Raw genomic sequence first — 24,155 nt, 5'->3', positions numbered from 1 at the left:
GAAACCTCTTAAAAACAATCATTTTTTTCTATTTCGTTCTTTTGTTATTATAACGAAATTCTTTAAAAAAATGTTCCAAAGACATCACTGGATGATAAATCATCATTCTTGGTCCAGCATAACGCATAATTTGTTGCATTTTTTCTTTGTAGCTTTTTTTATAGCAATGAACCGGACATACTTTACAAGTTGGCTTGTCTTCGCCGAAACGACAATAACTTAATCTAGTCATAGCGTATGTTTCAACATCCACTTTTTCTATATCATGTGCTTCATCATCAAATTGTTTGTAATAAATATCAATCATAGCTTGAACCGTTTTTCGCTCGAAGGAAATCTTAGGTCCATTATTTATCTCTTTTACCATAATCCTTCTACTTTTTCAAAACTTCAATTAATTTTTCAGTATTTAGTCGTTCTTTCGTTTGGAAGAATTCATTTAATTTTTCAAAAACTAATCTATTTTTCCCAGCTATATCATTTTCGACTTGTAACACAAGTAAAGGTTCATGAAGACTCATTCTTAATAAGAACCATCCAGAACCATACGTTTCTCTAACGTTAACACGAATTCCCTCTTCATTTTCAGGGTCTACTGTAAAGCCATCTACTTCATTAACAAACTCTGCCAAATCTGTAATAACACTATTACCATAATTTCGATAACCAGGACCTGATAATTTGAAACGAACTTCTTGTGCTTCTGCTGGTTGTTTTAATTCTTCAATTAAATCGCCAAGACTCTTATTTTCTTTTTTTAATTTTGGTAGCAACATTAATATTTTAGCAATAACATAAGCTCCATCATCCAAGAAATAGTTTTCTTTAAAGGCCGCATGTCCACTAGTTTCAATAGCTAATGGTGTCTCAATTCCTTTAACATTTAACTCAATTGCTTTATTAATAACATTACGATAACCACATAAATAACGAACTTGTTTACCACCCAAAGCTTCAATAAAATCTTTCAAATGGCTTGATGTTGGTGAGTTCGTCACAATTGTTTGACCTTTAGAATCCTCTAAAACAATATGAGCTAAGACAGCTATTAAGTTATTTCGATTAATAACTTGTCCACTCTTATCAACAACTGCAGCACGGTCTACATCGGTATCAAAAATAACCCCTAAATCAGCATTGTTTCTTAAAACAGCTTCTTTAATACTTTCCATAGCTTCCTTGTTATCCGGATTAGGCATATGATTTGGGAAATTACCATTTGGATCTAAAAATTGACTACCAGATGTATTAGCTCCTAATTGTTGTAACACCTTATCAGCAAAGAAGCCTCCAGCTCCATTTCCTGCATCTAATACAATATGAAATCCTGTTAACGGTTTGGTTTCACCTGTGGCTTTTTGAATTTTCTTAACCATATCCTCAGAATAAAGAGAGATAATTTCTTTTTTCTCAAGTTTTCCTTGATTAGGTTTTGATTCATTAAACACATGAGTATTTTCTAGGATAAATTCAATATCTTCATGTTCTGCTCCACCTAGTTCAGAGAAAATTTTGATACCGTTATAATAATAAGGTAAATGGCTAGCTGTAATCATAATGCCGCAATCAGCCTTAAATGAATCAAATTGAGTTGCCATGAACATGGCTGGTGTTGTTGCTAATTCTGAATCAAGAACAACAACATCCTCTTTTAAAAAGGCTTCAATTAACCCTTCTTTAATATCATTAGCAGATAAACGACTGTCATGACCAATCGCTATTCTCAAAGGAGTATGAGTCACTCGTTTTTCTTCCTTCAACCATTTAACAATCCCTGATGCAATTTCTTGTGCTTCTTTTATTGTTAAATTAGCTGTAAATTCTTCATGAGAAATAGCTATTCCTCTAATATCCGATCCGTTTTGTAACGCTTGCAATGATGACATATTTTCTCCTCCAGTTTAATTAATCAAGATACGATAGTAGTTGTTCGTTGAGAGATTTGGCTTCTTCATTTGACGTTGAGATTAAAACAATCGTATCTGTTCCAGCTAGTGTGCCAACTATTTCTGGCCATTTCAATTCATCGATTTCTGCTGCTACAATGTCAGCAGTCCCGAGTAATGTTTTAACCACATTCATAAATTGAACATGAGTCACATCACTCACAGAGTCTTTGAACACTTCCCTTAAATGATCTTCAGGTTGTGTTTCTTTTTTTGGTAAAATACCATATTTAACAAGTCCTGTTGTGTCATGAACCTTCACAATACTTAATTCTCGAATATCTCTAGAAATGGTCGCTTGAGTTGCTTCAATCCCCTCTTTGGCTAACTCTCGTAACAATTGGTGTTGACTTTCAATGTCATTTTGAGAAATAATCTGTTTGATTAAAAGCTGTCGTCTCTTCTTCCCCATCTCACACGCTCCTTTTGCCAATTCTTTCTGTTACTTTTTATTATAACAAAAAAATAGCTCAAGAAAGATGTAATTCTCACTTTTTATCTAAGGAAACAGATATTAACGTTTCGCATAAAGTACCATAGTCAATTCCCATTGCCTGCGCCTCTTGAGGTAATAAACTAGTTGGAGTCATGCCTGGTAATGTATTCGCTTCAATAAAGAATATTTCGTTTACCTCATTCATCATAAAATCAACTCTCGAATAACCAGATAAACCTAAAATTTGATGAGCTTTTAAAGCCATCTCTTGCATTTTTTGAGTCAAGTTTTTAGAAATATTAGCCGGTGTTACTTCTTCAGCACTTCCAGCTTGGTATTTATTTTTATAGTCATAAAAACCAACTTTTGGAATAATTTCAATAATTGGTAAAACTTTTTCACCTAAAATGCCAACTGCAAATTCTCTGCCACTGACCTTTTCTTCTAATAAAATATCTGATTTAAATTTTTTAGCTTCTTCAATGGCTTTTTCTAGTTCCTTATCATCTTCAACAATTGCTACGCCAATACTAGAGCCATTGTTATTTGGTTTCACCACACAAGGAAGAGAAACCTCTATCCCCTCTTTATAAACTTGCCACTTAGGCGTATTAATACCATGGAAGGCAACTAATTCTTTCGTTAGTAATTTATCCATAGCAATCGCACTTGCTTTGTGGGATGAACCCGTGTAATTAATTTGATAAATATCAAATAAAGCTTGAATTTTACCACTCTCACCAATGCCACCATGAAGTGCTAGAAAAACAATATCTGCTGATTGACAAACAGAAACAATATTTTCACCTAACTCACAAGGATATTTTTTCTCAAGTTCAGATAAATCTGGAGCTTGTTCTGGAACCTCAAATTTGTATTCATCTTTTTTATAAACATCATAAGCTGAATCAAAGTCTGTTGCATCAGGAAATCCTTCTAATAAATCAACCAAAAGAACTTGATGCTCCTTTTGAATCAATGCATTTGCTATTTGTGAACCTGAAGATAATGAAACATCTCTTTCATCACTTAAGCCACCTGCTAAAACAATAATTTTCATCTTTTTCCTCCAGAACGAATTCATTTTTAGCCCTAAGTATACCAAATTAAAATAATCATATTTATATTTAAAACCGTTCTTATCATTTTTTTAAAGAAAAACGTATAGTAAGTAAGTGAATTTCAATAAACTTTTAGGACTATTTTAATTAGTTGAAATTTTTGAAGATAATGACTAATAACAACAACCTCTGAAAGATATCAATTTATTTCACTAAGTCAAAAAAAGTAAAACCTGATTAAATCAAGGTTTTACTTTTTATTTTGAGGTAGACCAGTTGAGATTCACAATCCAGGGCTTAGAAACGTTGGTGTGGCAACAACTCGGTATAATCACCAGTTATGTAAACTAACACTTTATTAAAAATAGTACTTCGATTACAATTAGAAAAAAGCATTGGAGAAAAAATATGAAATCAGAATATAATCAAATCATTTTAATGTCTTTAGCCTACAGTATTATTTATCTCTTTTCTTTAATTTTTGCTACAGGATCTAAAATCGGTATAAATTTCGATTACAATCAGCTTATTGCTTATATTTTGATAATAATAACAATAACTTTTAGTCTCTTTTCTTTTAAAATAAAAATACTAAAATATAAAAGAAAAGCGATTAAAATCATTGGAGTACTGATTATTTTGTTTTTAATTTTATTTTTTTCGGGTATTATCGGTTTCAATGAAATTGCATTTGCTTTCATAATTCCTATACTAGGTTTACCATTTTTTATTTTCAGTTTTATTTTTCATTATTTAACTTTTAATAAATGAACTCCATATAATGAGTTTTATGTTAATAATTATTAAAAGGAGCATATCAAACCAAATTTGAAGGTGTTTTAGCAAATCTATAAATTTTTTATACAATATATGCTTGATAATTAAAAACCATAATAAATTGCCCCAAAAAGAATTATTGGAAAAATAACAAAAATTAGAATATGAATAAAAATAAAACTATATTTATATTTTTTATTAACTATTCTAGTACTAGTTAATACTCCAATAATTGAAAGAAGAAAAGCGTATATAAGAGGTTTTGCACCTAAAAAAGGATCATAGTTAAAAAAATAACTATATAAAAATGAACATTCTAACAGCAAAAATATTGAAGGTAATATCATTTTATACTCCGATTTATATTTCATTTTTCTTTCCTCCTTTATCTATATCAACTAATTTCAATATAAAGACTCTAACTAAAAACTGCGCACAACTCCTACTCCAACAATCTATTTCTAGTATTATTTATGTTTATTTTAACACAAAACAAACATAACATATATATTAAGGTATATGTTTTAAAACCTTTTATTTTATTGCTATAATCATCATTTCAAAAAAATGGTATATCTTAAACATCAGATAAAATGGTGTGAATATAACTTAATTATTTACACTTATCATAATACCGAAATATGTTAACTAAGTTATCAAAATATTTCTTCACGCCATTAATAAAAGCCCTCAGATTTTGAATCTGAGGACTTTAAATTCGTTTTAATTCGTAAAGTAATACCACGCTTTACCAATTTCATGCCCTGCCAAGTAAAAGAAAGTTATAATCAACATGGCATAGCAGATAATTTTCATAAAATTTTTATATCTGTCTAATTGTTTAGTATCCTTCTTTACTTTTTCCATAAACTGTTCATCTCCTTTTAACATGTAATCTAGTGATAAGTTATAAAAGTTACTAATTTCAACCAATGTTGGAATATCAGGATAACTTTTTCCTACTTCCCAATTTGAAATAGTTTGTCTAGTAACATTAAGATGATCTGCAACTTCTTGTTGAGTTAAACCTAACTCTTTTCTTTTTTCTTTTAAAATCTTACTAAACATAGTAACTTCCTTTCTTAAACTTAGATTATTCTGTAAGAGGATATTTTACTAGCAATCGTTCATTGCATTCATAAAATTATTAGCAAATTTGATTGGCATAGCTTATTTATCAACGTTTCTGTCATTATATCATATCATTTTTTACTGATTATAATTTAGTTTTATCCAAACTCAACGAAATAGATTATAGAAACTTTAATAGTGAATTAATATCGTGCTATGATTCCCACTAAATATTTTCTTAATTATTTAGTCACAAAAAAGAAATAAATTTCCTAGTAATTAATTCATAATTAATCGTTAATATATAAGCATACCAACAAAACAAACAACCCTAACAAACTTTTTCATTTTATTTACTCCTCCAAAGTAAATAAACAACTCCTTTTTTGCCTTTAGCAATTGCTGAAGGCTTTTTTTAATATACACATTACAAACAAAAAAAACTCGACTATCATTCGTTAGTCGAGTTTTTTTGATTCATATTTAGCTAAATGATTTGAAACGATCTTCATCTGCCATGTATTCTCTTTCTCCGGCAGGTGTTTCAATTGAACCAAAGACCATTTGTCCTCTTAATTTCCATGATGCAGGAATTGCCCATTCTTTAGCAACTTCTTCATCAATAACTGGATTATAATGTTGTAAGTTAGCTCCGATATTTTCTTCTGAAAGTGCCACCCACACGTTTGATTGAGTCATACCACTTGCTTGTTCTGACCAAATTGGGAAGTTTTCAGCATATAATGAAAATTGTTCTTGAAGTGATTTAACCACATCAGTGTCTTCAAAGAATAGAATTGTTCCTTTACCTGCTGCAAATCCATTTAATTTAGCTTGTGTATTTGGAAATGCTTCTGCTGGTGTTAATGGTTTTAAAGCTTCTTCTGTGATAGACCACAATTTTTTATGAGCATCTCCAAACAGAATAACCACACGTTGTGTTTGAGAGTTAAAAGCTGTTGGTGTTTCTCTAACAACTTCTTTAATTAATTCTTCTACTTCATTATTTGATAGAGAAATATTTTCTCCTAGATGATAGATAGAGCGACGATTTTTTAATGATTCTACGAATTTTGACATTTATTTCACGTTCCCTTACATTTGTTTTTTTAACTACTCTAGCATCATAACAACTAATTTTTTGTAAGTAAAATTATATGCTCACTTTTTGTAAGTTTTTTCAAATAAAAAAAACAACAACCAAAAATTTAATTTGGTTGTTGTTTGCATCCTTATTATTTATTACTAAATGTAAAGGCAAGGTCATCAACATCAGTTAAACGAGCAAATTTTTGATCATATAAACTAACATCTAGTTTAAATTCTTTATCATGATACAATTTTTCATAGGATTCTTTATCCATTGCAAAAACAAGATATTTAGTTCCTTCTTTTCCAGTTGGTAATTCTTCATCTGATTTAATTTCTAACATATTTTCATGCATTAATTTATCTTTATTACCAATAGATAAAGTAGCTGAGGTTTGTCCCAAATTCAATGTTTCTTTGCCTTCATTTTTGATTGTTATGTCAGCTGTTAAAAGAATAACACCTGTATCAAAGTTTTTATATCTTGGTGCTTCATCTTCATTTGGCTTAAACTCTGTAATCTGATAGCCATTAAGCGTTACTTTAGCGCCTTCAAACTCAGCTTGTTTGCCATCTTTTTGGTCAACTAACATTGTTTTTTCACCTAGATTTTCAACAGTTGCTTTGTCTTCATAAAAAGCTTTTGAAGCTTCTGCTTTTTCTGAACCTTCACCTGATAATGAAATTTTAGCTTCTTTAGGTTCAACTATAGCATCCTCTTTTTTGAAACTTTCTGCTTTAGAATAAATGCCTGGCAACTCAAACATCGCCTCTCCATTTTCAGCAATTTTATCCATTGCTTCTGGTTTAACTGGTAAAGCAACGTAGCCAGAAAATTCTTCTTTTGGCTTAATTTCGTATTTGACCTTCACTAATTCATCAACGACATCAGAACTAATTAGTCCTTTCATTCTAGAAATAGCTGAAGAAAAACCTGTTACACTCATTGAATAAGTCGCACTTGTATAAACTGATTTATCTGAATCATTTTTTAAAGTAGTTGAGACAAGGAGAACGCCGCCCTTTTCAACTTGGTCACCAAACGTGATTCTTAAATCTCTTGAAATATCATTCAGTTCAACATATTCATACCCATTAATAGCTACTTTTACATCATCTTTTTCATTAACGATTGCTTCTTTGCTTTCATGTTTAACGCTTAATTTCTTAGCTTCAGTTGTTTTTTTCAAATCATCGTTAACGTCTTTCCAATCTCCAGCATCAGCACTTTTTTCTTTCGATTCTTTTGTCTCTTTTGTTTTCTCACTTGAGACTACTGTTGATTCTGATGTTTTTGTTGTAGGTGTTTCCTTTTCTTTTTCTTTCCCACAACCACTTAACATCAAAAGAGAAATACCTACCATTGATACCCAAACACTTTTCTTTATAAAAAGACTCCTTTTCGTTTTGTTATACTTAATTATATCAGTTTTATAGACACAAAAAGAATTAAAATATAAAAAAACAATCTAACCGTTTATAAATGTGATTTTATTCACTTTTATCATTTAAATAAAAAAAAGAATTTAAAACAAGAAAACTCATGTCCTCGTTCTAAATTCCTTATTTATCTTAATTAAATTCTCGCCATTTTAGTAAACGACTCTCTAGTAAGTCAATCATTAAAAATAACAAAAAGGCAACTGCACTTAATACTAGTATTCCACTATACATATCAAGATAATCTAATCTACCCCAAGCATCCATGACAAAATAGCCTAATCCATACTCAGTTCCATAAACTTCTGTAAAAAAGAGAATAGCGATTGCTGTTCCTAATGCAATCCTAAGCGCACTTAAAACAGAGGCTAACCCTGCTGGTAAAGTGATCATGTAAAATTGTTGAAATGAACTTGCTCCTAATACTTTTAAACTTTTATAGTAGCTAGTTGGTATATTTTTTATGCCATCTCTTACCGATAATATGACTTGAAAAACAACAATCAATGTAATAAGAATAATTTTGGATGTATTACCTAATCCAAAAAGTAGCATAATAATAGGTAATAACGCAATTTTAGGAATTGGATAAGTCAGATAAACAACTGGGTCTAGTAGTTTATTCCACTTCTCAACACTCCCCATAAGCAGTCCCACAAAAAAACCTATCACAACAGCAATTAACATTCCCCAGAAAAGGCGAATTAAACTATTGTAAACATGTAAACTAAGTTTTGCCATATCCATTTGAAATAGATGTTGATAGACAAGAACAGGACTAGGTAGCATATCTTGATTTAACATTAGGCTTGCGACATACCATAATGCGTTTAATGTTATAAAAGCGATTAACGTTTGAAGAAGAGGATTTTTTTTAACCATTTGTATCAAGCACCTCTCGGATTTGTTTTGTCACCTGATAGAAAGAATCTGATAAACGTTTTTCTAAAACAGGGACATCAAAACTAGGATTATCAAAAATTTGGGCAATCTCACCTGGTTTACCTGATAATAAAACGATCCGATGCCCTAAAAAAACAGCTTCTTCTACATCATGTGTTATCAAAATAGCTGGTGCTGCTTTTTTCTCCCATTCAGTTAAAAATAAGCACTGCATCTTCTCACGAGTCATAGCATCAAGAGCAGAAAAAGGTTCATCCAACAAGTACAATTCAGGATTCATCACAAGTGCTCGAGCAATAGAAACACGTTGTTGTTGCCCACCACTTAATTGGCTAGGAAATTGGTCCAACAAGTCTTCAATATTCAACTCTTGAATGATTTTTTTGATTTCTTCTTGTTTTTCTGGTGTGATTATTTTTTTCTTTACTTTTAATCCAACTAAAATATTTTCTTTAACACTCTTCCAAGGAAGTAAACCATAATTTTGTGGTATCCAGCCAATGGTATGTTTCTTAGGCGCGACCCTTTGATTGTCTAACGTAATACTGCCTGAATCAATTTCATGGAGAGCTGTAATACTATTTAACAACGTCGATTTTCCTGTACCACTGGGGCCAATCAAAGCGATAATTTCTTGCGACGAAATCTCTAAATTGATATCTTTTAAAATTAGAGTCTCATCATACGATGCATGAACATTTTCTAACCTTAGCATACAGCTCTTCCTTTCTTATTTCTGTGTTAATAATGGATTTAAAATATCTTTTTCTTTCCATTCTTTTGTTAAAATTTCTTGTTCTTTCGACCAATCAAAGGCACTTGTTAATTGCTCTGATTTGATTTGTTCAGCATGTGTATATTTTGGTAACTCAACACTATCTTTGATTTTATCCGTGAAACCAATTTTTTCCTTCATCACATCAAAGTACTCATCCATTGGTTTTTCATTGATGTAGTCTACCCCTTTATTATAACCACGGTAGAATGCTTCAACAGCCTTTTTATTTTCTTTCAACGTTTCACCAGTGAAGCCAAAAACAGTTGCATCGATTTTTAGTTCATTGCTGTTACCTAGTTCTCTTAACCCGCTAGCTAAACCAATTGTTCTAAATGGTTCTGGTACAACAGTTGCATCGATTTTTTTATTTTTAACTAACTCAACTCTAACTGGAATTTGAGGGACTTCTTCATAACCAATATCTGCTACAGATAAGTTGTCTTTTTGTAAAGCTTCATCTAAAAAGTAATAAGGTGCTTGATTTTTAGCAATTCCAACTTTTTTATCTTTTAGATCTGCTAAACTTTTAATGTCATCATTATTAGTTAAAATTGAAAATGTTCCATTTGATTGACTAACAACTTGAACATCTAATCCACCTTGATAATAAGTGCTCACTGCGATTAAGTCTGTATTGGCACCATCTAAATGCCCACTTGTTAAAGCAGCATCTCTGTCTTTTGGTGATTTAAAACTTTGTAAATCTAAACTCAAGCCTTCATCTTTGAAGAATCCTTCTTTTTCAGCTATATAAACAGGCAAACTATCCACTGCTGGCATAACACCAAAACTTAGTGATAATTCTTTCTGACTTGTTTCTTTTGTTTCCGCTTTGTCTTTTGTCTCTGTTCCACAAGCTGCTAGAGCACCTATTGAAAAGACTGCCATGAAGCTAAAAGCTAATAATTTTTTCTTCATTGATACAAAAACTCCTTTTCCTTTTTAAAATTAGTGATAAAATGCTTAAATCACTTTTTTTAAAGTAACACAGATCTGTTCTTTTTACTATTTTTTTGATGCAAGCTTTCATAGAAATTTTCACTTTTATTTTTTGACAAAAAATAAAAACCCAAAGCCCCACTTTTCAAGTGAACACTTTGAATTTTTAAGTTGGCCATTCTTCTTTCAAAATAGCGTAATAATACTCATTCCACCAAGAATCTCCTACTGGAATACACTGTTTGAAATCTCCTTCTTTTCTCATTCCTAAAGATTCCATTAATCGCCAAGAACCTGGATTTTCTGGCTGACAAGTCGCTATAACTCGGTGAATATTTAGCTTAGAGAAACCATAATCCAGTAAACTATTCGAGGCTTCCTTAGCATAACCTTTTTGATGATAACCTTCATGGAAAACCCAACCAATTTCATACGAATGATCTCCAAAGAAAGGTTCAAAAGAAAGATGACCGATTACTTTTCCCTCTTCTTTTAAAACAACTGGAAAGAATTTAGCTTCTTGAGATTGGACTTCGATAAACTCCATCACTTCTTGTTTTGTTTTAAATTTTTCAGGAATGAAGTGCATCGTTTCTTCATTTAATAAAAATTCAGATGCATCTTCTAAATCTTCCAAGTTGTAGTCTCGAATGATTAAGCGTGATGTTTCTAATTCCATGAAATCCTCCTAACTTTTAAAAACGAAATCGTCTTTTTCTTGTACTTAACCACATCCAACTTAAAAACGTCAATAATAAAAGTAGTGTTAGCCAAAAATACCGTGGCATCGACAACAGATACACAAAGAGACCTGACACGAGCAATGAACGAAAAATGCCTGCTTTCATTTTAAGCCACTCCTTTTAAATGATATTAAGTTAATTGGTATACTTAATTGTACCATGTCTCCTTATTTTTATAAATAAAATAACTAATCATCTTTGATACTTTACATTTATTTTCTAAAAGTTTACAATTAAATCAAGCTTTCATTTATCAAATTTTAGACTGGAGGAATGAATATGTATAAGGTAAGCTATGATATTAAAAAAGAAGCAAAAGAAGCCTTGCGAGGTAGATGGAAAGAAGCTATCATTCTAAATATTGTACCAATCATACTTGCTATCGGAATCAATGCAGTAGCAGCTTTTATGTTTTGGACAACTACTTTCGGACAATATGAACCAGAATGGTATATCCGAATTTCTTCAAATTTTGGGAATTCACTTGTTGAATTTATTTTTTCCATTATCACAATCGGTATTTCCTTTTCACTACTAGATGTTATCAGAAATAGAGATGAAGCTTCTATGGCACCAAACCAAGCTTTCAGATTGTTTAACTCATACGATTTTGTTCCTATTATTTTAATTAACCTGTTAATTCTTATCTTTACCACTCTTTGGACTTTCCTTTTAGTTATTCCTGGAATTGTTAAAGGATATGCTTATTCTCAATCTAATTTTATCTATAAAGACTTGTCTACTCATACAGATGTAAAAGAAATGAATGCAACAGCCTTTATTGATGAAAGTAGACAATTAATGGATGGACACAAAGGAAGACTTTTTTGGTTAGATTTTAGCTTTATTGGTTGGCATATTCTGGGTGGTTTAACATTAGGTCTTGCTTACATCTTTATCACACCTTATATAGCAACTTGTCATGCCGTTTTCTATGATGATTTAGCTAAAGATAAATACTTAAAAGACGCTTCTGAGGAAGTTGATGAAAATGAAGATGTTTGGGAATCATTTTAGGCAACAATCTAAATTTCCATAGGTATCTTTTCTGAACTATGCTACAATAATTAATAATAAGTATCTATTAATCGAGGTGTTTAAATGGAAGGTCTTAAAAATTATGCCATCGAATTAGTTTGCGTCATTGCGGGCGTTATCCTACTAATTATTGGTTTAATTAAAGAAACAGAGATTGTTTTATTTAATTTAGATGGTTTTTATTTCTTTATCGCCGGACTTTTAATCGGGATATACGGCATAGGAACAGCCATTACAAAAGTAAAAGAACAAAAAAATAAGAAAAATAAAGAAGTTGACCACGTTAATTAGTGGTCAACTTTTTTTAATAAATTAAAAAAGTTGCCAAAATAAAAAATATCTGATAAATTAAACTTACAAAAACTTACAATTTTCGCATATAAACTTAACTGAACTTAAGAGGTGATCCTATGAATCAACAAGAAAGATTAATTGAAATTTTAAAACTACTTGAAACAGAACCCTTTCTAAAACAAGAAACTTTAGCCAATCATTTCGATATTTCAAAAGATACCGCTAGAAGAGATATTTTAAAATTGGTAGAACAAGATTTAGTCGAAAGAGTAAATGGTGGCATTCAACTACCCATAATTAAGCAGCAAATTGAAAATTATAAAAATCGAGTTGTCACAAAAAGTGCTGAAAAAAAAGCAATTGCCGAACTAGCACGTCCTTTCATCTTAGAGAAGCAAACCATTTGGCTAGATGTCTCAACAACTGTTGAAACAATCAGCGCCAAACCATTTTCGAGTCATCCATTAATAGTTACTAACTCCATTGATAATGCTGTTAGTTTTTCAAAAAACGGAAATGATATTTATCTTCTAGGTGGCTATTTTCAAGCCAAATCTCATTTATTAAAAGGGCCAATGGTGATTAAAGAACTCATGAACTTTAATTTTGACATTGCTTTTATTGGGGCTTCTGGTATATCAGATGACGGTATCTTTTTTGATGAACTTGATGACATCTCTTTACATCAACAACTAAGAGAACAAGCAAAACAAGTCGTTCTCCTAATTGATAGTAGTAAATTGAATCGCACAACTGCCTTTAAAATCAATTTTGACTCTATTGATACGTTAATAACGAATGAACCATTGCCAGAAAACTTAAAACAAGTTATACAGGAACAACCAATTAACCTCATTCATCCTTAGGAGAGAAAAACATGAAAACTTTAATTAAAAACGCTAAAATTTATCAACATAATCAAGAAAAATTTGTTCACATCGCAATCAATCAACACCAAATCAATCAAGTAATTAATAGTTCGGAAACCCCACTAAGTTCAGATTTTGACCAAGTAATTGATGCTAAAAACCAACTCATCATTCCAGGAATGATCGATGTTCATATCCACGGTGCCAATCATTTCGATATGATGGATGGGACAGAAAAAAGTATTCAAGAAGTCTCAAAAAAATGTTTAGCCACTGGTTGTACTGGGTTTCTAGTAACTTCTGTCACTTCTTCCAAAGAAAAATTAATCGGGATGATTGAAGCGACTAAAAAGGTTATTGGAAAAGAAGAAGGAGCTAAAATTTTAGGAATTCATTTAGAAGGTCCTTATCTAAATCCTATAAAAAAAGGGATGCAAGATCCTAATCATTTACGTCTTCCTGATTTAAATGAAATAAAAGAATTAATTGATTTATCAGATGGTCTAATTAAGATGGTGACTATTGCACCAGAGCTACCTGGAGCTGATGAAGTGATTGATTTTTTAATAGCACAAAACATAATTGTCGCAGCCGGGCATACTAACGCGACTTACGAAGAAGCACAGCATGCTTTTAATAGGGGGGGTTAACCACATTACCCACTGTTGTAATGCAATGCCTGCAATTCACCACCGCTCACCAGGTATTACAACAGCCGCTTTAGAAAATGACCATGTTAGCATTCAAGCCATTGTTGATGGGATTCATTTACATCCTGGGATGGTTCGACTTATGCATAAAACTAAAACAGCCAATCGAATGGTGTTAATCACAGATGCTCTTCAAGCAATGGGAGTTGGAGATGGTTCTTACTTTTTTGGTGGTCATCAAGTAACCGTTACTGATGGCGTTGCTAGATTAAAAGATGGCACTCTAGCTTCTAGTACGGTCACAATGAATCAAGCTCTTAAAATTAGTACTGACATGGGAATTTCTCTGGGAGATAGCATTCAAATGGCTACACAAACACCCGCTGAATTACTTAATTGTTCTCATATCGGCCAAATTGCCCCGACCTTTGACGCTAATCTCATTATTCTAGATGACGATTTTAATGTAACTAGTTGTTTCATAGAAGGTAAAAAAGAAGAAGCTGCCCTGTAGCCAGCTTCCTCTTTTTTAGTTTTCTTGATTTACTTCGTTCCAATAAGCTTCTTGTTTTTCTTTCCAATGTTTCTTATCTTCATCTGTGATTGGACGAATGATGCGACATGGGTTCCCTGCTGCTATTACGTTATCGGGAATATTTTTTGTCACAACAGAACCAGAACCAATAATGGTGTTACTTCCAATCGTCACTCCTGGATTGACTGTTACATTGCCTCCAAACCAAACATTATCTCCAATTGTAATTTTTCGGCCAAATTCTAAACCAGAATTTCTTACTTCTGCATCAATTGGGTGCCCTGGTGTTAGTAAGTTAACTTTAGGACCAAACATAACATTTTCACCAATTTTAATCTCTGCTACATCTAGAAAAATACAGTCAAAATTAGCATAGAAATTATTACCAATTGATATATTTGAACCATAATCACATCTAAAGGGTGGTTCCATGTAGATATTCTCCCCTGTTTCTTTAAATAAATCTTTTAAAAGGGTCATTCTATAATCAATTTGCTCTTCTGTTGTTTGATTAAAAATTCTTGTAATTTGACGGCTGCGCTTTGCATCCTCTCTAAGTTCAGAGTCTCCTGCAACATATAAATCTTCTTGTAGCATTTTTTCTTTTTCAGTTCGCATTTAATCATCTCTTTTCTTAAAATTAACGTTTTAAATCCTCTATTAAAGATAGCACACTTATTTTCTCTCTAAAAGATAGGTTTTGCTTATTCATTAAAAAGAGCAAGACAATGAAAGAGTCACATTACCTAATCTTTCATTGTCTTGCTAACTGATTAACTCATATAATAATTATTTGAAGAAACAACATCTGCACCAAAAGGCATTAAAGCCAGTTGAGCTAATTTAAAGCTTTGTTTACCAAATGGAATACCTACAATCGTGATACAAAGTAATACGCCACTTATCACATGACCTAGCGCTAGCGCCCACCCACTAACTAAAATCCAAATGATATTAACAATAAATGACATACCGCCACCATTATAAACAACTCTCTTACCAAATGGCCACAAGCTTAGTCCAGCTATTTTAAAACACTGCATCCCAACTGGAATACCGATAATTGTAATACTCCATAAACAGCCAGCTAAAAACCAAGATATTGCTCCAGTAAGGCCACCAAAAATAAGCCAAATAATATTTCCTAAGAATTTCATGTTCCTCACATCTCTTCTCTTCATGTTTTTTCTAGTATAACAAACATGACAAAAAAGAACAGTGACCTAAGACCGATATCCCTCTCCTCACTAAGAAAGATATTTCTTTTTAACTAAAAGTATAAGTGTCCATTTCATTCAAAATCTTCTCTTTTAATGCTTTTTCAGCAAATGAATAAGTCATTGCATTCTTATTAAGCTGACACAACTCTACTGGTGTTAACTCAAAGTTTTCTCTTAAAATATCGTATTCTTTTGAGAGCGTTGTGTTAGAAACTGTTTTATTATCTGTATTAATACAAAACGTCACATCGTTTTCTAGCCATTCTCTCAATGGATAATCTTTAAAAGAATTAATTGCTCTTGTTTGGACATTACTTGTTGGACATCCTTCAATACAAACATCATGATTGGCTAATTCTTGTTGTTCTACTATTTTACCTTTCAAAGCAATGCCATGACCAATTCGTTTAGCACCTGATTTAATCGCACTAAATACGTTGTGGACGCAACCACATTCCCCTGCATGAAGTGTTAGTGGAACCTCTCCAGAATCTGTGACTACTTTTAAAACATCTGAGTAGTCATCTATAAAATGATCTTCTTCAGCACCTGCTAAATCAAATCCAACTACTTTTTCATTTTTTAAGGCTAATGTTTTTGAGAAGATTGATTCAATTAAAGCTAGTTCACCTGTTTTCATTCCAATGACTAATAAATTACCATGAACGTTATACTGAGCTTCAGCATCTGCTACTCCTTTAGCAACCGATTCGATAATTTCTTCAACGCTCAACCCTTTTTCCATAGACAAACTAGGAGCAAAACGAATTTCAATATAACGAATACCATCTTCAGCTGCCTGTTCCATTACATCAAAAGCTGCCATTTCAAGTGCCTCTTTTGTTTGAAGATAGGGTAAAACAAAATCAAAACAAGTTAAATACTCAACTAAATTTTGACAAGTTGGTGGCGCTTGCATATGTAAAGAAACTTCTGCTACATTATCACTAATTGATAACCCTTGTGCTTTGGCTATTTTTTGTAACGTTTCTGGTCGAATAGAACCATCTAAATGACAATGTAACTCAGCTTTTGGGAACGAGTGAATATCTGATTTTTTTAACACTTTATAACCTCCATGTAAATTAATTTTGTTGTTCATTATTATATAACGTTTTAAAGGTATTGTATACCTTTATTAATCATATTATCTTTTTTCTTAACAAAAAAGATTGCGAGAATTTTTTCTCACAATCTTTTATCCTTATTAATCTTGATTTTCAATTTTAAAATCTAAACCTTCCAAATCGAAATACTGTGTTAATAAATTATTAACTACTTTAAACAATTCTGCTGGTTCTTGGTAATTATTAGCAACTTTTTGCTGTGAAAATCCTTTTTTAAAAACCAATTGGTCATACTCTGGAATCACTGATACTTCATTTGTTCCATTTTTATACACGTCATAATCTTCAGCCATATCATATTCTTGATGTTGCTTATAACCATTAGCTAATGCCACTGTCATAATTAAAGAGGCTACATCTAAGTTTTCAAGAGGACGATTCAAATCATTTAACTCTAAAATAAAAACTTCACTTTTCACCGTTGGACAAGCATTACACCCTCCGTTAATTAAATCCACTGCACGAATAATTTTTGCTTCTTTCATTATTAGTCACCTCTATTATAATCTCTTACGTTCATTCTATCACAAAAGATAGCCCTAAATAATTCTTTTCATCAATATTTTCAGCTTGACCATAACTTATTATATTGGTATAAACGAACTATCAAAGAAAAGAGGAAAGTAATATGATAGAGACTTATTGGAAAGATTTTTGTCAAAAAAATAACCTTGATTTACCCATCCCTGAAGCTTGGATGTTTGGAGACGGGACAAAAGAAATGGGAGATGAATTGAGCGCCTTAGTGTTAGAAGGGAAAAAAACGGCGACTTGCTCTGCTCACAGATTATATGAAGTAAGAAATGAAGCTATTCCTAAAAAAGGGCAATATGACATTATTTTAAATGGTGATAACGAACCTGTTGCAATTATTCAAATTGAATCTCTGGAACTAATTAAGATGGATGAAGTAACCCCAGAATTTGCTGCTAAAGAAGGAGAAGGAGATTTAAGTTATGACTATTGGTATAGAGTTCATGAAGAATTTTTTACCAATGAATTTGCTAGTCTTAACTTAAGTTTCTCAACTGATGAGATGCTTGTTTGTGAAATATTTCAGGTTATTTATCAATAAAAAAGATTCCTCAACGAATAACTGTTGAGGAATCTTTTTTAGTCATCTATTTTTAGAAATTCGTATAAACAAATATTGTTAGCTTCTAAATAACAAGACATATGTAACCCATCTGTAAACTGTTTATCAAATACATTCATTTTAGGGTGTGAAATACGCGACAAATACTGGTGAGATTCTTCATCTAATATTTGCTGACTTGAAAAGCGATTATATGAATAGGCAACTGCCCCATGCTCTTTACTTAGAGTGAATTTTTTTATTTGATACAACCCATTTGGAACTGTAGAACTATGGATTTCTAATTCAAGCACTTTACTCTTTAAATAACTCTCATTTGTCGCTAAATTAGGAGAAATATATTGAGCATTCCAAGTCAACAATTGATAATGTCCGTTAACTGTTGTCAAAATAAAATGATCTCCTGTTGCTACAATTTGCCCTTTTAGACGTTTATATAAACTAAGAGCAAAGAATACTGGTCTACGGCAATTATAATAATGAAATACTTCCAAACCATCATATTTTACAGAATCTATATTACAATGGTTTCCTTCAAATAAATAAGTATTTAACCAAAACCCATAACTATCAACTAACAAATCAAGTTTTTGAAGATCATGAACAATGAGAGCTGCTCGAAAGAAGTAACTATTTGTATACCTTGTACTACCAGTTAAGGTGTTCCATTCAGATAAAATAAATGGTAGGTCGACTCCCCAGCTTGATAAAATATTTTTCATTTTTTGGACATCTTTTGAAGTAAACAACTCATATTTAGATAAATCAGGATCCTTAATAGTGTAGTTAGGCTCTGATTTATAGGAAACAAATTCTGCTATATTTAAAATCTCTTCTCTAAATAGCAACTCTTCCGTTTCATTTCTAAATGCATAATTAGGATATCCCGTTGGTAATCCTACTCCTACTTGGATGCAATCATTTATTTTTTTTATTTTTCCTCTTAATTCTTTAAAAGACTTAACACTCTTAGCAACTTCCCATCGTTCAAATTGAATAGAGATACGCCAATTAGGTAAAAATTCATTTCTAGTCATATATTCAATGTACTTAAAAAATTCTTGATGATCTTTATTGTAAAATGATGTTATTTGATCGTAATCTTTTAGATTTAATTGATAATAAACACCAAAATGATTTGTTCGAATAAAATCAACCACAGTATCAAATCGACTAAATGGAGAAAAAAGTGACATTCGTGTTTGTTCAAAAACAGTATAAGAACTAGGTGCAACTTTAAAAAGATTCTGAATCCCGATATAGTGACAACCAATCTCCTCTTTAATCGTTATAATTTGTTTTTTTACCTCTTCTAAGAATAAATCTTCTAAACTATGTATATGAATAATAACATCTGAATGAACCAGTGGTTTATTTTGAACGGAATCAATTTGTAGAGTTGTTTTCTGAGATTTTGATTCTGTTATATTTACTTTTTCAGTCTTCACTTCCATAAATTTTTGTAAGAGTTCTAAATCATCATTTGAAACCAATTCTTCTAATTCAATAGCTGCCTTTTTCTCAACAATAGTTGTTTCTTTTTTATAAAAATTTCGTTTGTATTCAGTTGGAGACTCTTCAAAGAAACGACTAAATTGAGAACGATAAGTTTTGCTATTAGAGAAACCATAGTTACTAGCTATCTGATCTACAGAATCTTGCGTATAAAGCAAATCATTTAAACTCATTTGAATTCTAAGCCGATTAACATAGTGATTAAATTTAATACCAGTGTGTTCTTGGAACAGACGAGATAATGAAGAAGTTGACATAAAGCATTCTCTAGCGACTTCTCCTAATGTTATTGGTTCCCGGTAATGAGAATGAATATATTCAAAAACAGTATTTAATTTTTCATTATATTGAAAAGTTCTTGTATTAAAAATGTTAACTTTAAAACGTTCAACCAAAATTAATAAGAGCTCTTGGAGATGAATTGTTGATTTTAAATATTTTGATTTTTCCCCACTAAAGAAGTTTAAAATTAACTGAAATAAATGATGCTTCATCTGAGCTACAAAATTCAAATCATCTGGATCTGTTAATAAAGAATGGCAATTAAACTGGCTTGTTAAAAAATCCTCATAGTGCCTAAGTAAGTAAACGTTAGATATAGACAACTTAAATACTTTAGTCAACTCTTTATCTACCGGTTCAACTTCAACATGCTCATTCATATTGATAAAGAAAAAATCCCCTGATTTTAATGTTAATTGCTTTGTATTTGTTCTTAGAAAAAGTTGTCCCTTAACAACTAAAAGGCAAGTTAAATTAGTATATGTTTTTTCACAAGATTTTGATACTACTTCATATGAAATTTGATAATCTTTATTCATCCCAATCCTCCTTTAATATTCTTATTTTTTATTATACTACAAAAAAAGGGTGTCAATCGGATGTTTCTTTCATAGAATTATTTTTATAGAATAATTGTTCTAAAACAAAAATAAAAGTTCTTATTTTTTAGTTATAGTATGAATAAAATAAAACTATCAACTCTTATTTTAAATAGTTAGTGGTGACATTCCCAATCCCACTAAAAGTAAATCATTTGTATTTATTTAGAATCAAACGAATAAATCCCCATTTTCTCGTTCCCCACTCTAGATACTTATCAATGATTTTTTTGTGCTTAAAAAAAGACCGAGATTTTCATCTCGATCTTAATTAATTAATGTTTTTTTCTAAGAATGATTGAACCAAATGTTGCTAAGATACTACCAACGAAAATAGTAACAATCGTTGAACTATTGTCTTCACCTGTCTTAGGTAATTGCGTTGGAACAACAGATGCTTTTTTCACTTGCGCATTATTTACTTTATTAGATGTAGACGTAAGTGTCAATTTAGGTGTTGTTTTCACTTGTGTTACCTTAGTTGCAGGCTTCACAGTTGGTTTTACCTCTGGTGTTGGCTTCACTTCTGGATCTGGCTTAACCTCTGGATCTGGCTTCACTTCTGGATCTGGCTTAACCTCTGGATCTGGCTTAACCTCTGGATCTGGCTTAACCTCTGGATCTGGTTTCACTTCTGGATCTGGCTTAACCTCTGGATCTGGTGTCACTCCATTTGGTAACCATTTAGCAAATAAAGTAATATCTTCAGTTATTTTAGTTAAGAAATCCCATTTCACTGTTAACTCTTTATCTTTAAACCAATCTGCGAAGACAAAACCGTCTTTAACCGGAACTTTAGGAGATACAGCGACTCCACCATTTTCAATTGTTTGCCCTTCAACAATAGTACCTCCATTTGAATCAAACGATACAACAACATCATCTACTTGATTTAGTTGTGTATAAAATGTCCATTTAGATGTTTTACTATAGTTATCTTTTCCAGCAACAAATTCTGATTTTACATCCCCAGCTGGAATAATTAGAATGTTTGTCTTTTTATCAAAACCTGGTTGTTTACTCTGCCCAAAAACACTTAGTAAATTAGGTGAAATAACTTTAGTCATATCTACGACTTTATTCCCTTTAGCATCTAAAGTATAAAAACCTTTCAAATCAATAACTATATTTCCTGTATGATCTCTGACAGCTGGACAGCCAATATATTTTACCATTCCAGCAGAAATATATACAACTTCTTGATCGACTGGGTGCCAAGTAGATATTAGATTAGGAGCATTTCTTAAATCTAATGTTTTTAAATTTATATTTTTCCCTAAAGAAATAGTTTTTAACGTTGTCATTCCGTTAACATCAACTTTGGTTATATTGGTATTACGAATATTTAAATCTTCTAAGCTTGTAAGATGCTTAATTCCTGTTATGTCTTTTGCTCCTTTAGGAATAACTACATATTTTGCTCTAGCTATCTCATCAGCTGATAATATTCCATCCCCATCTTTATCATAAAGCTTAGCAACATGATCTTTAAATACTTGATCTTTAAATACATCTAAACTAACAGATCCATCTGCTTCTACTTTTGATGTTTCTACTACTTTTTCTGCTTTAGGTGCAACAACTTCTTGGGTTACTTCTTGCTTAGGTGTTGTAACTTCAGTTGCTACTTCCTTAGCTTCAGGTTTTATTGTCTCAACTACTTTTTCAGGTTTTGCTTCTTCTTTTTTAACTTCGTCCTTAACTACATCTTCTTTAACGACAACGTCTTTTGAAGCTTCCTCTTTAACAACAGGTGCTTCTTCTTTTACCTCTTGTTGAGTTGGTTGAGTTTCATCTTTTTTTGCTACCTCTTTTTTCTCACCAGCTTCTTTAGGAGCTTCAACTTTTTTATCAGCTTTTTCTGCTAATACCGCTACTTTCTTTTTAGCAGCCGTATCAACTACTTTTTCCTCTTTGGCTTGTACCGCTTCAATTCCTTTTTCATCAATTGGTTTTGCCGCAACTTCCTCAGCACTTGTACTAAGTGTTGGAGCCAACAAAACAACTGAAGAAAATAACAATGTTTTTAAAAATGTTTTATTTTTCATCTTTTCCTCCTATTTTATAAACATAACAACAAACAATAATGTATTTATTTTATCATTCAAAATAATCATTTTCAATACATTATATTGTTAAAAATAGTTTTATTGAGTTTTATAAGTGAATTAAAGACAAAAAAAAAGAATAAGTGAAGAAAGGAGGTGCTTTTTTCTTCACTAACTCTTTTATTAATTCATCAAATTATTTTCTTTATAAAATCTAATCATTAAAATTGTTTCATATATAGAAAGGACTAGAAATAGTAGGGAAACCATTAAAATTGCTTTTCCACCTAACCATTTGTAAAAAATAGTTGATACAATTGCGCCACTCAAAAAGGCGACAACAACCCAAAAGAAATGGAAAAAGTTCTGCTTATCTTTTTCGTCTTTTGTTTTCAAATACTCATATAAATTAACGCCCATTCCTTTTAAATTGCCTGTTGTAAAAAGGCTTGTATATTGACGGCCTTCTATTTTATCAAAAACAACCCATTGAACAGATGCTGTAAAAGCAATCAGCATAGTTACTGCTGCTTGATGCTTATTAATGAGGTTAATACTAATAACAAAAAATAATAGGGCTTCATAGTATAAGACAAACAATCGCCAATAATGAATCTTTTTGCGATAAAAGTAGTCAATTAAAAATTTGGCTAAAATAACACCCAATAGAAAAAACACAGTGGATAAAAATTTTTTTCCAACACTCCCCACTGACCTTCAAATAATTGAATAATTCCTTGAATGACATTTCCTGTTTGGGCAGACGCGAAGACTTCATAGTGAATATACGTATATGCATCAAGGGCACCACCAATGAAGGTGAGCACTAAGCCTACTATTTTGTCTTCGTGTAATTTATTTTGCATCCTATCACCAGCACTTCATGTTTTGTTTCCATTTTAACACAGTTTACCCCTTATTTATTCTGCTTTCTGTAACATTTTCAACATATTTCCATAACCTAATTCTCTTGCATAATCTTCTGCATCTCTTCCTGTACTATCTTTAAGAGTCTTATCGGCTCCATTTTCCAAAAGAACTGAAACAATATCTTGGTAAACTTTAGAACCATCTCTTAAAGCAATCGCCTCAATTAATGCTGTATAGCCAAAATCATTTTGATGATTAATATCAACAGACTTATCCGTTAATAAAAGTTTAACATTATCAAGATGACCTTTTTCAGCGGCTGGAATTAATGCATTCCCACCATATCGATTGACTATTTTCTGATTTGGAGTACTTTTTTCCATCATATAAGCTAATATTTCTGTTTTTCCTTGAGCTCCTGCATATAAATAAGGACTATCTTGAATAGCATCTTGTTGATTAATATCTGCACCACTATCAATTAGTGATTTTGCTATTTCAACTTGATTATTGTGAGTAGCGATAAGAAGTGGAGTTTCTTTTTTATCATTAACTTCATTAATATCATAATCTTCAGTTTGTAAAATTTGATTAACAAGATGTGTATCCCTATTCTCCACCGCTTTTATTAAACTACCCTTTTCAAAAGACATTTTTTCTATTCTTTTTTCCAAACTTTCTGTTGTTTCTGTCTGTTCTTTTTTTAGAATAGATTCACTAGACTCAACTATATTTGATGGTTTTTCTGTCTCCTTTGGACTACAAGCTACTAACAGTAATGACCCACCAAGTAGCAATAACCATTTTTTCATTTTTTCTATTCACCTCT

The 24,155-nt window shown here is 31.4% G+C and carries 26 protein-coding genes and 1 pseudogene; 7 read left to right on the top strand and 20 right to left on the bottom strand.

Annotation, left to right across the window (positions count from 1 at the left end; all coding sequences use genetic code 11):
• Positions 1–28: 28 nt before the first annotated feature.
• The 4 genes from H9L18_RS01700 to H9L18_RS01685 form a co-directional block, all read right to left on the bottom strand.
• A complete protein-coding gene (locus H9L18_RS01700; protein ID WP_126795756.1) occupies positions 29–367 on the bottom strand; it encodes a nitrous oxide-stimulated promoter family protein in 339 nt (112 codons plus the stop codon).
• Positions 368–374: 7 nt separating this feature from the next.
• A complete protein-coding gene (locus H9L18_RS01695; RefSeq protein WP_126795754.1) occupies positions 375–1,886 on the bottom strand; it encodes a phosphohexomutase domain-containing protein in 1,512 nt (503 codons plus the stop codon).
• Between the two features lie 19 nt (positions 1,887–1,905).
• On the bottom strand, positions 1,906–2,358 hold the full coding sequence (gene argR, locus H9L18_RS01690) for an arginine repressor (protein WP_126795752.1): 453 nt from the start codon (positions 2,356–2,358) through the stop codon (positions 1,906–1,908).
• Positions 2,359–2,434: 76 nt separating this feature from the next.
• Positions 2,435–3,442 (bottom strand): D-alanine--D-alanine ligase family protein, encoded by a 1,008-nt coding sequence (locus H9L18_RS01685; RefSeq protein WP_126795750.1) that lies wholly within the window; start codon positions 3,440–3,442, stop codon positions 2,435–2,437.
• A 409-nt stretch (positions 3,443–3,851) separates the two neighbouring features.
• Between H9L18_RS01685 and H9L18_RS01680 the strand changes: the two genes are divergently transcribed.
• Positions 3,852–4,214 carry a hypothetical protein gene (locus tag H9L18_RS01680; RefSeq protein ID WP_126795748.1) on the top strand — a complete coding sequence of 121 codons (363 nt, stop codon included), beginning with the start codon at positions 3,852–3,854 and terminating at the stop codon, positions 4,212–4,214.
• Positions 4,215–4,324: 110 nt separating this feature from the next.
• Here the strand turns inward: H9L18_RS01680 and H9L18_RS01675 are convergent, their stop codons facing one another.
• The 8 genes from H9L18_RS01675 to H9L18_RS01640 all read right to left on the bottom strand — a co-directional run bounded on the left by H9L18_RS01675 (position 4,325) and on the right by H9L18_RS01640 (position 11,119).
• Positions 4,325–4,591 (bottom strand): hypothetical protein, encoded by a 267-nt coding sequence (locus H9L18_RS01675; RefSeq protein WP_126795746.1) that lies wholly within the window; start codon positions 4,589–4,591, stop codon positions 4,325–4,327.
• Positions 4,592–4,943: 352 nt separating this feature from the next.
• Entirely contained in the window at positions 4,944–5,288 is a 345-nt protein-coding gene (locus tag H9L18_RS01670) for a helix-turn-helix domain-containing protein (protein WP_126795744.1), read from the bottom strand.
• A gap of 486 nt (positions 5,289–5,774) precedes the next feature.
• Complete coding sequence (locus tag H9L18_RS01665) at positions 5,775–6,371, bottom strand: nitroreductase family protein (protein WP_126795742.1); 597 nt, start codon at positions 6,369–6,371, stop codon at positions 5,775–5,777.
• 155 nt (positions 6,372–6,526) lie between these two features.
• Entirely contained in the window at positions 6,527–7,744 is a 1,218-nt protein-coding gene (locus H9L18_RS01660; protein WP_126795741.1) for a DUF4352 domain-containing protein, read from the bottom strand.
• Positions 7,745–7,952: 208 nt separating this feature from the next.
• Positions 7,953–8,702, bottom strand: a complete 750-nt coding sequence (locus H9L18_RS01655) for an ABC transporter permease (protein ID WP_126795740.1) — start codon at positions 8,700–8,702, stop codon at positions 7,953–7,955.
• Complete coding sequence (locus H9L18_RS01650) at positions 8,695–9,438, bottom strand: ABC transporter ATP-binding protein (protein ID WP_126795739.1); 744 nt, start codon at positions 9,436–9,438, stop codon at positions 8,695–8,697. The genes H9L18_RS01655 and H9L18_RS01650 overlap by 8 nt, the downstream gene beginning before the upstream one ends.
• A gap of 15 nt (positions 9,439–9,453) precedes the next feature.
• Complete coding sequence (locus tag H9L18_RS01645; protein WP_126795738.1) at positions 9,454–10,419, bottom strand: ABC transporter substrate-binding protein; 966 nt, start codon at positions 10,417–10,419, stop codon at positions 9,454–9,456.
• A 187-nt stretch (positions 10,420–10,606) separates the two neighbouring features.
• The gene (locus H9L18_RS01640; protein WP_126795736.1) at positions 10,607–11,119 is read right to left on the bottom strand and encodes a GNAT family N-acetyltransferase; all 513 of its coding nucleotides are present in this window, start codon (positions 11,117–11,119) and stop codon (positions 10,607–10,609) included.
• A gap of 343 nt (positions 11,120–11,462) precedes the next feature.
• On the opposite strand from H9L18_RS01640, the gene H9L18_RS01635 reads away from it, so the two are divergent.
• From H9L18_RS01635 to H9L18_RS15480, 5 genes are all read left to right on the top strand, one after another.
• Positions 11,463–12,200, top strand: a complete 738-nt coding sequence (locus tag H9L18_RS01635) for a DUF975 family protein (protein WP_185847527.1) — start codon at positions 11,463–11,465, stop codon at positions 12,198–12,200.
• Positions 12,201–12,284: 84 nt separating this feature from the next.
• A complete protein-coding gene (locus tag H9L18_RS01630) occupies positions 12,285–12,512 on the top strand; it encodes a hypothetical protein (protein ID WP_126795732.1) in 228 nt (75 codons plus the stop codon).
• A 119-nt stretch (positions 12,513–12,631) separates the two neighbouring features.
• Complete coding sequence (locus H9L18_RS01625; protein WP_126795730.1) at positions 12,632–13,381, top strand: DeoR/GlpR family DNA-binding transcription regulator; 750 nt, start codon at positions 12,632–12,634, stop codon at positions 13,379–13,381.
• An 11-nt stretch (positions 13,382–13,392) separates the two neighbouring features.
• On the top strand, positions 13,393–14,034 hold the full coding sequence (locus H9L18_RS15485) for an amidohydrolase family protein (protein WP_260590295.1): 642 nt from the start codon (positions 13,393–13,395) through the stop codon (positions 14,032–14,034).
• Positions 14,012–14,548: an amidohydrolase family protein gene (locus tag H9L18_RS15480; protein WP_260590294.1), complete on the top strand. Its 537-nt coding sequence runs from the start codon at positions 14,012–14,014 to the stop codon at positions 14,546–14,548. The genes H9L18_RS15485 and H9L18_RS15480 overlap by 23 nt, the downstream gene beginning before the upstream one ends.
• A 15-nt stretch (positions 14,549–14,563) precedes the next feature.
• Here the strand turns inward: H9L18_RS15480 and H9L18_RS01615 are convergent, their stop codons facing one another.
• The 4 genes from H9L18_RS01615 to H9L18_RS01600 form a co-directional block, all read right to left on the bottom strand.
• Complete coding sequence (locus tag H9L18_RS01615; RefSeq protein ID WP_126795728.1) at positions 14,564–15,187, bottom strand: sugar O-acetyltransferase; 624 nt, start codon at positions 15,185–15,187, stop codon at positions 14,564–14,566.
• Positions 15,188–15,342: 155 nt separating this feature from the next.
• Positions 15,343–15,726, bottom strand: coding sequence for a YccF domain-containing protein (locus H9L18_RS01610; protein WP_126795726.1), 384 nt, complete (start codon positions 15,724–15,726; stop codon positions 15,343–15,345).
• 109 nt (positions 15,727–15,835) lie between these two features.
• The gene (gene add, locus H9L18_RS01605; RefSeq protein ID WP_185847526.1) at positions 15,836–16,855 is read right to left on the bottom strand and encodes an adenosine deaminase; all 1,020 of its coding nucleotides are present in this window, start codon (positions 16,853–16,855) and stop codon (positions 15,836–15,838) included.
• A gap of 141 nt (positions 16,856–16,996) precedes the next feature.
• The gene (locus H9L18_RS01600) at positions 16,997–17,401 is read right to left on the bottom strand and encodes a DUF4809 family protein (RefSeq protein WP_126795722.1); all 405 of its coding nucleotides are present in this window, start codon (positions 17,399–17,401) and stop codon (positions 16,997–16,999) included.
• 143 nt (positions 17,402–17,544) lie between these two features.
• Here H9L18_RS01600 and H9L18_RS01595 point away from each other — a divergent pair, with 143 nt between their 5' ends.
• Complete coding sequence (locus H9L18_RS01595; protein WP_126795720.1) at positions 17,545–17,991, top strand: ASCH domain-containing protein; 447 nt, start codon at positions 17,545–17,547, stop codon at positions 17,989–17,991.
• A 38-nt stretch (positions 17,992–18,029) separates the two neighbouring features.
• Here H9L18_RS01595 and H9L18_RS01590 read toward each other — a convergent pair whose 3' ends face one another.
• The 4 genes and pseudogenes from H9L18_RS01590 to H9L18_RS01575 form a co-directional block, all read right to left on the bottom strand.
• On the bottom strand, positions 18,030–20,348 hold the full coding sequence (locus H9L18_RS01590) for a helix-turn-helix domain-containing protein (protein WP_126795718.1): 2,319 nt from the start codon (positions 20,346–20,348) through the stop codon (positions 18,030–18,032).
• A 335-nt stretch (positions 20,349–20,683) separates the two neighbouring features.
• Positions 20,684–22,456: an InlB B-repeat-containing protein gene (locus H9L18_RS01585; protein ID WP_126795716.1), complete on the bottom strand. Its 1,773-nt coding sequence runs from the start codon at positions 22,454–22,456 to the stop codon at positions 20,684–20,686.
• A 183-nt stretch (positions 22,457–22,639) separates the two neighbouring features.
• Positions 22,640–23,322: pseudogene (locus H9L18_RS01580) on the bottom strand (YoaK family protein).
• Positions 23,323–23,376: 54 nt separating this feature from the next.
• Entirely contained in the window at positions 23,377–24,138 is a 762-nt protein-coding gene (locus H9L18_RS01575) for an ankyrin repeat domain-containing protein (RefSeq protein WP_126795712.1), read from the bottom strand.
• Positions 24,139–24,155 lie beyond the last annotated feature (17 nt).

This window comes from Vagococcus carniphilus, from assembly GCF_014397115.1.
In the GTDB taxonomy this organism is placed as follows: Bacteria; Bacillota; Bacilli; order Lactobacillales; family Vagococcaceae; genus Vagococcus; species Vagococcus carniphilus.
This window is presented reverse-complemented; position numbering and strand designations above follow the sequence as displayed.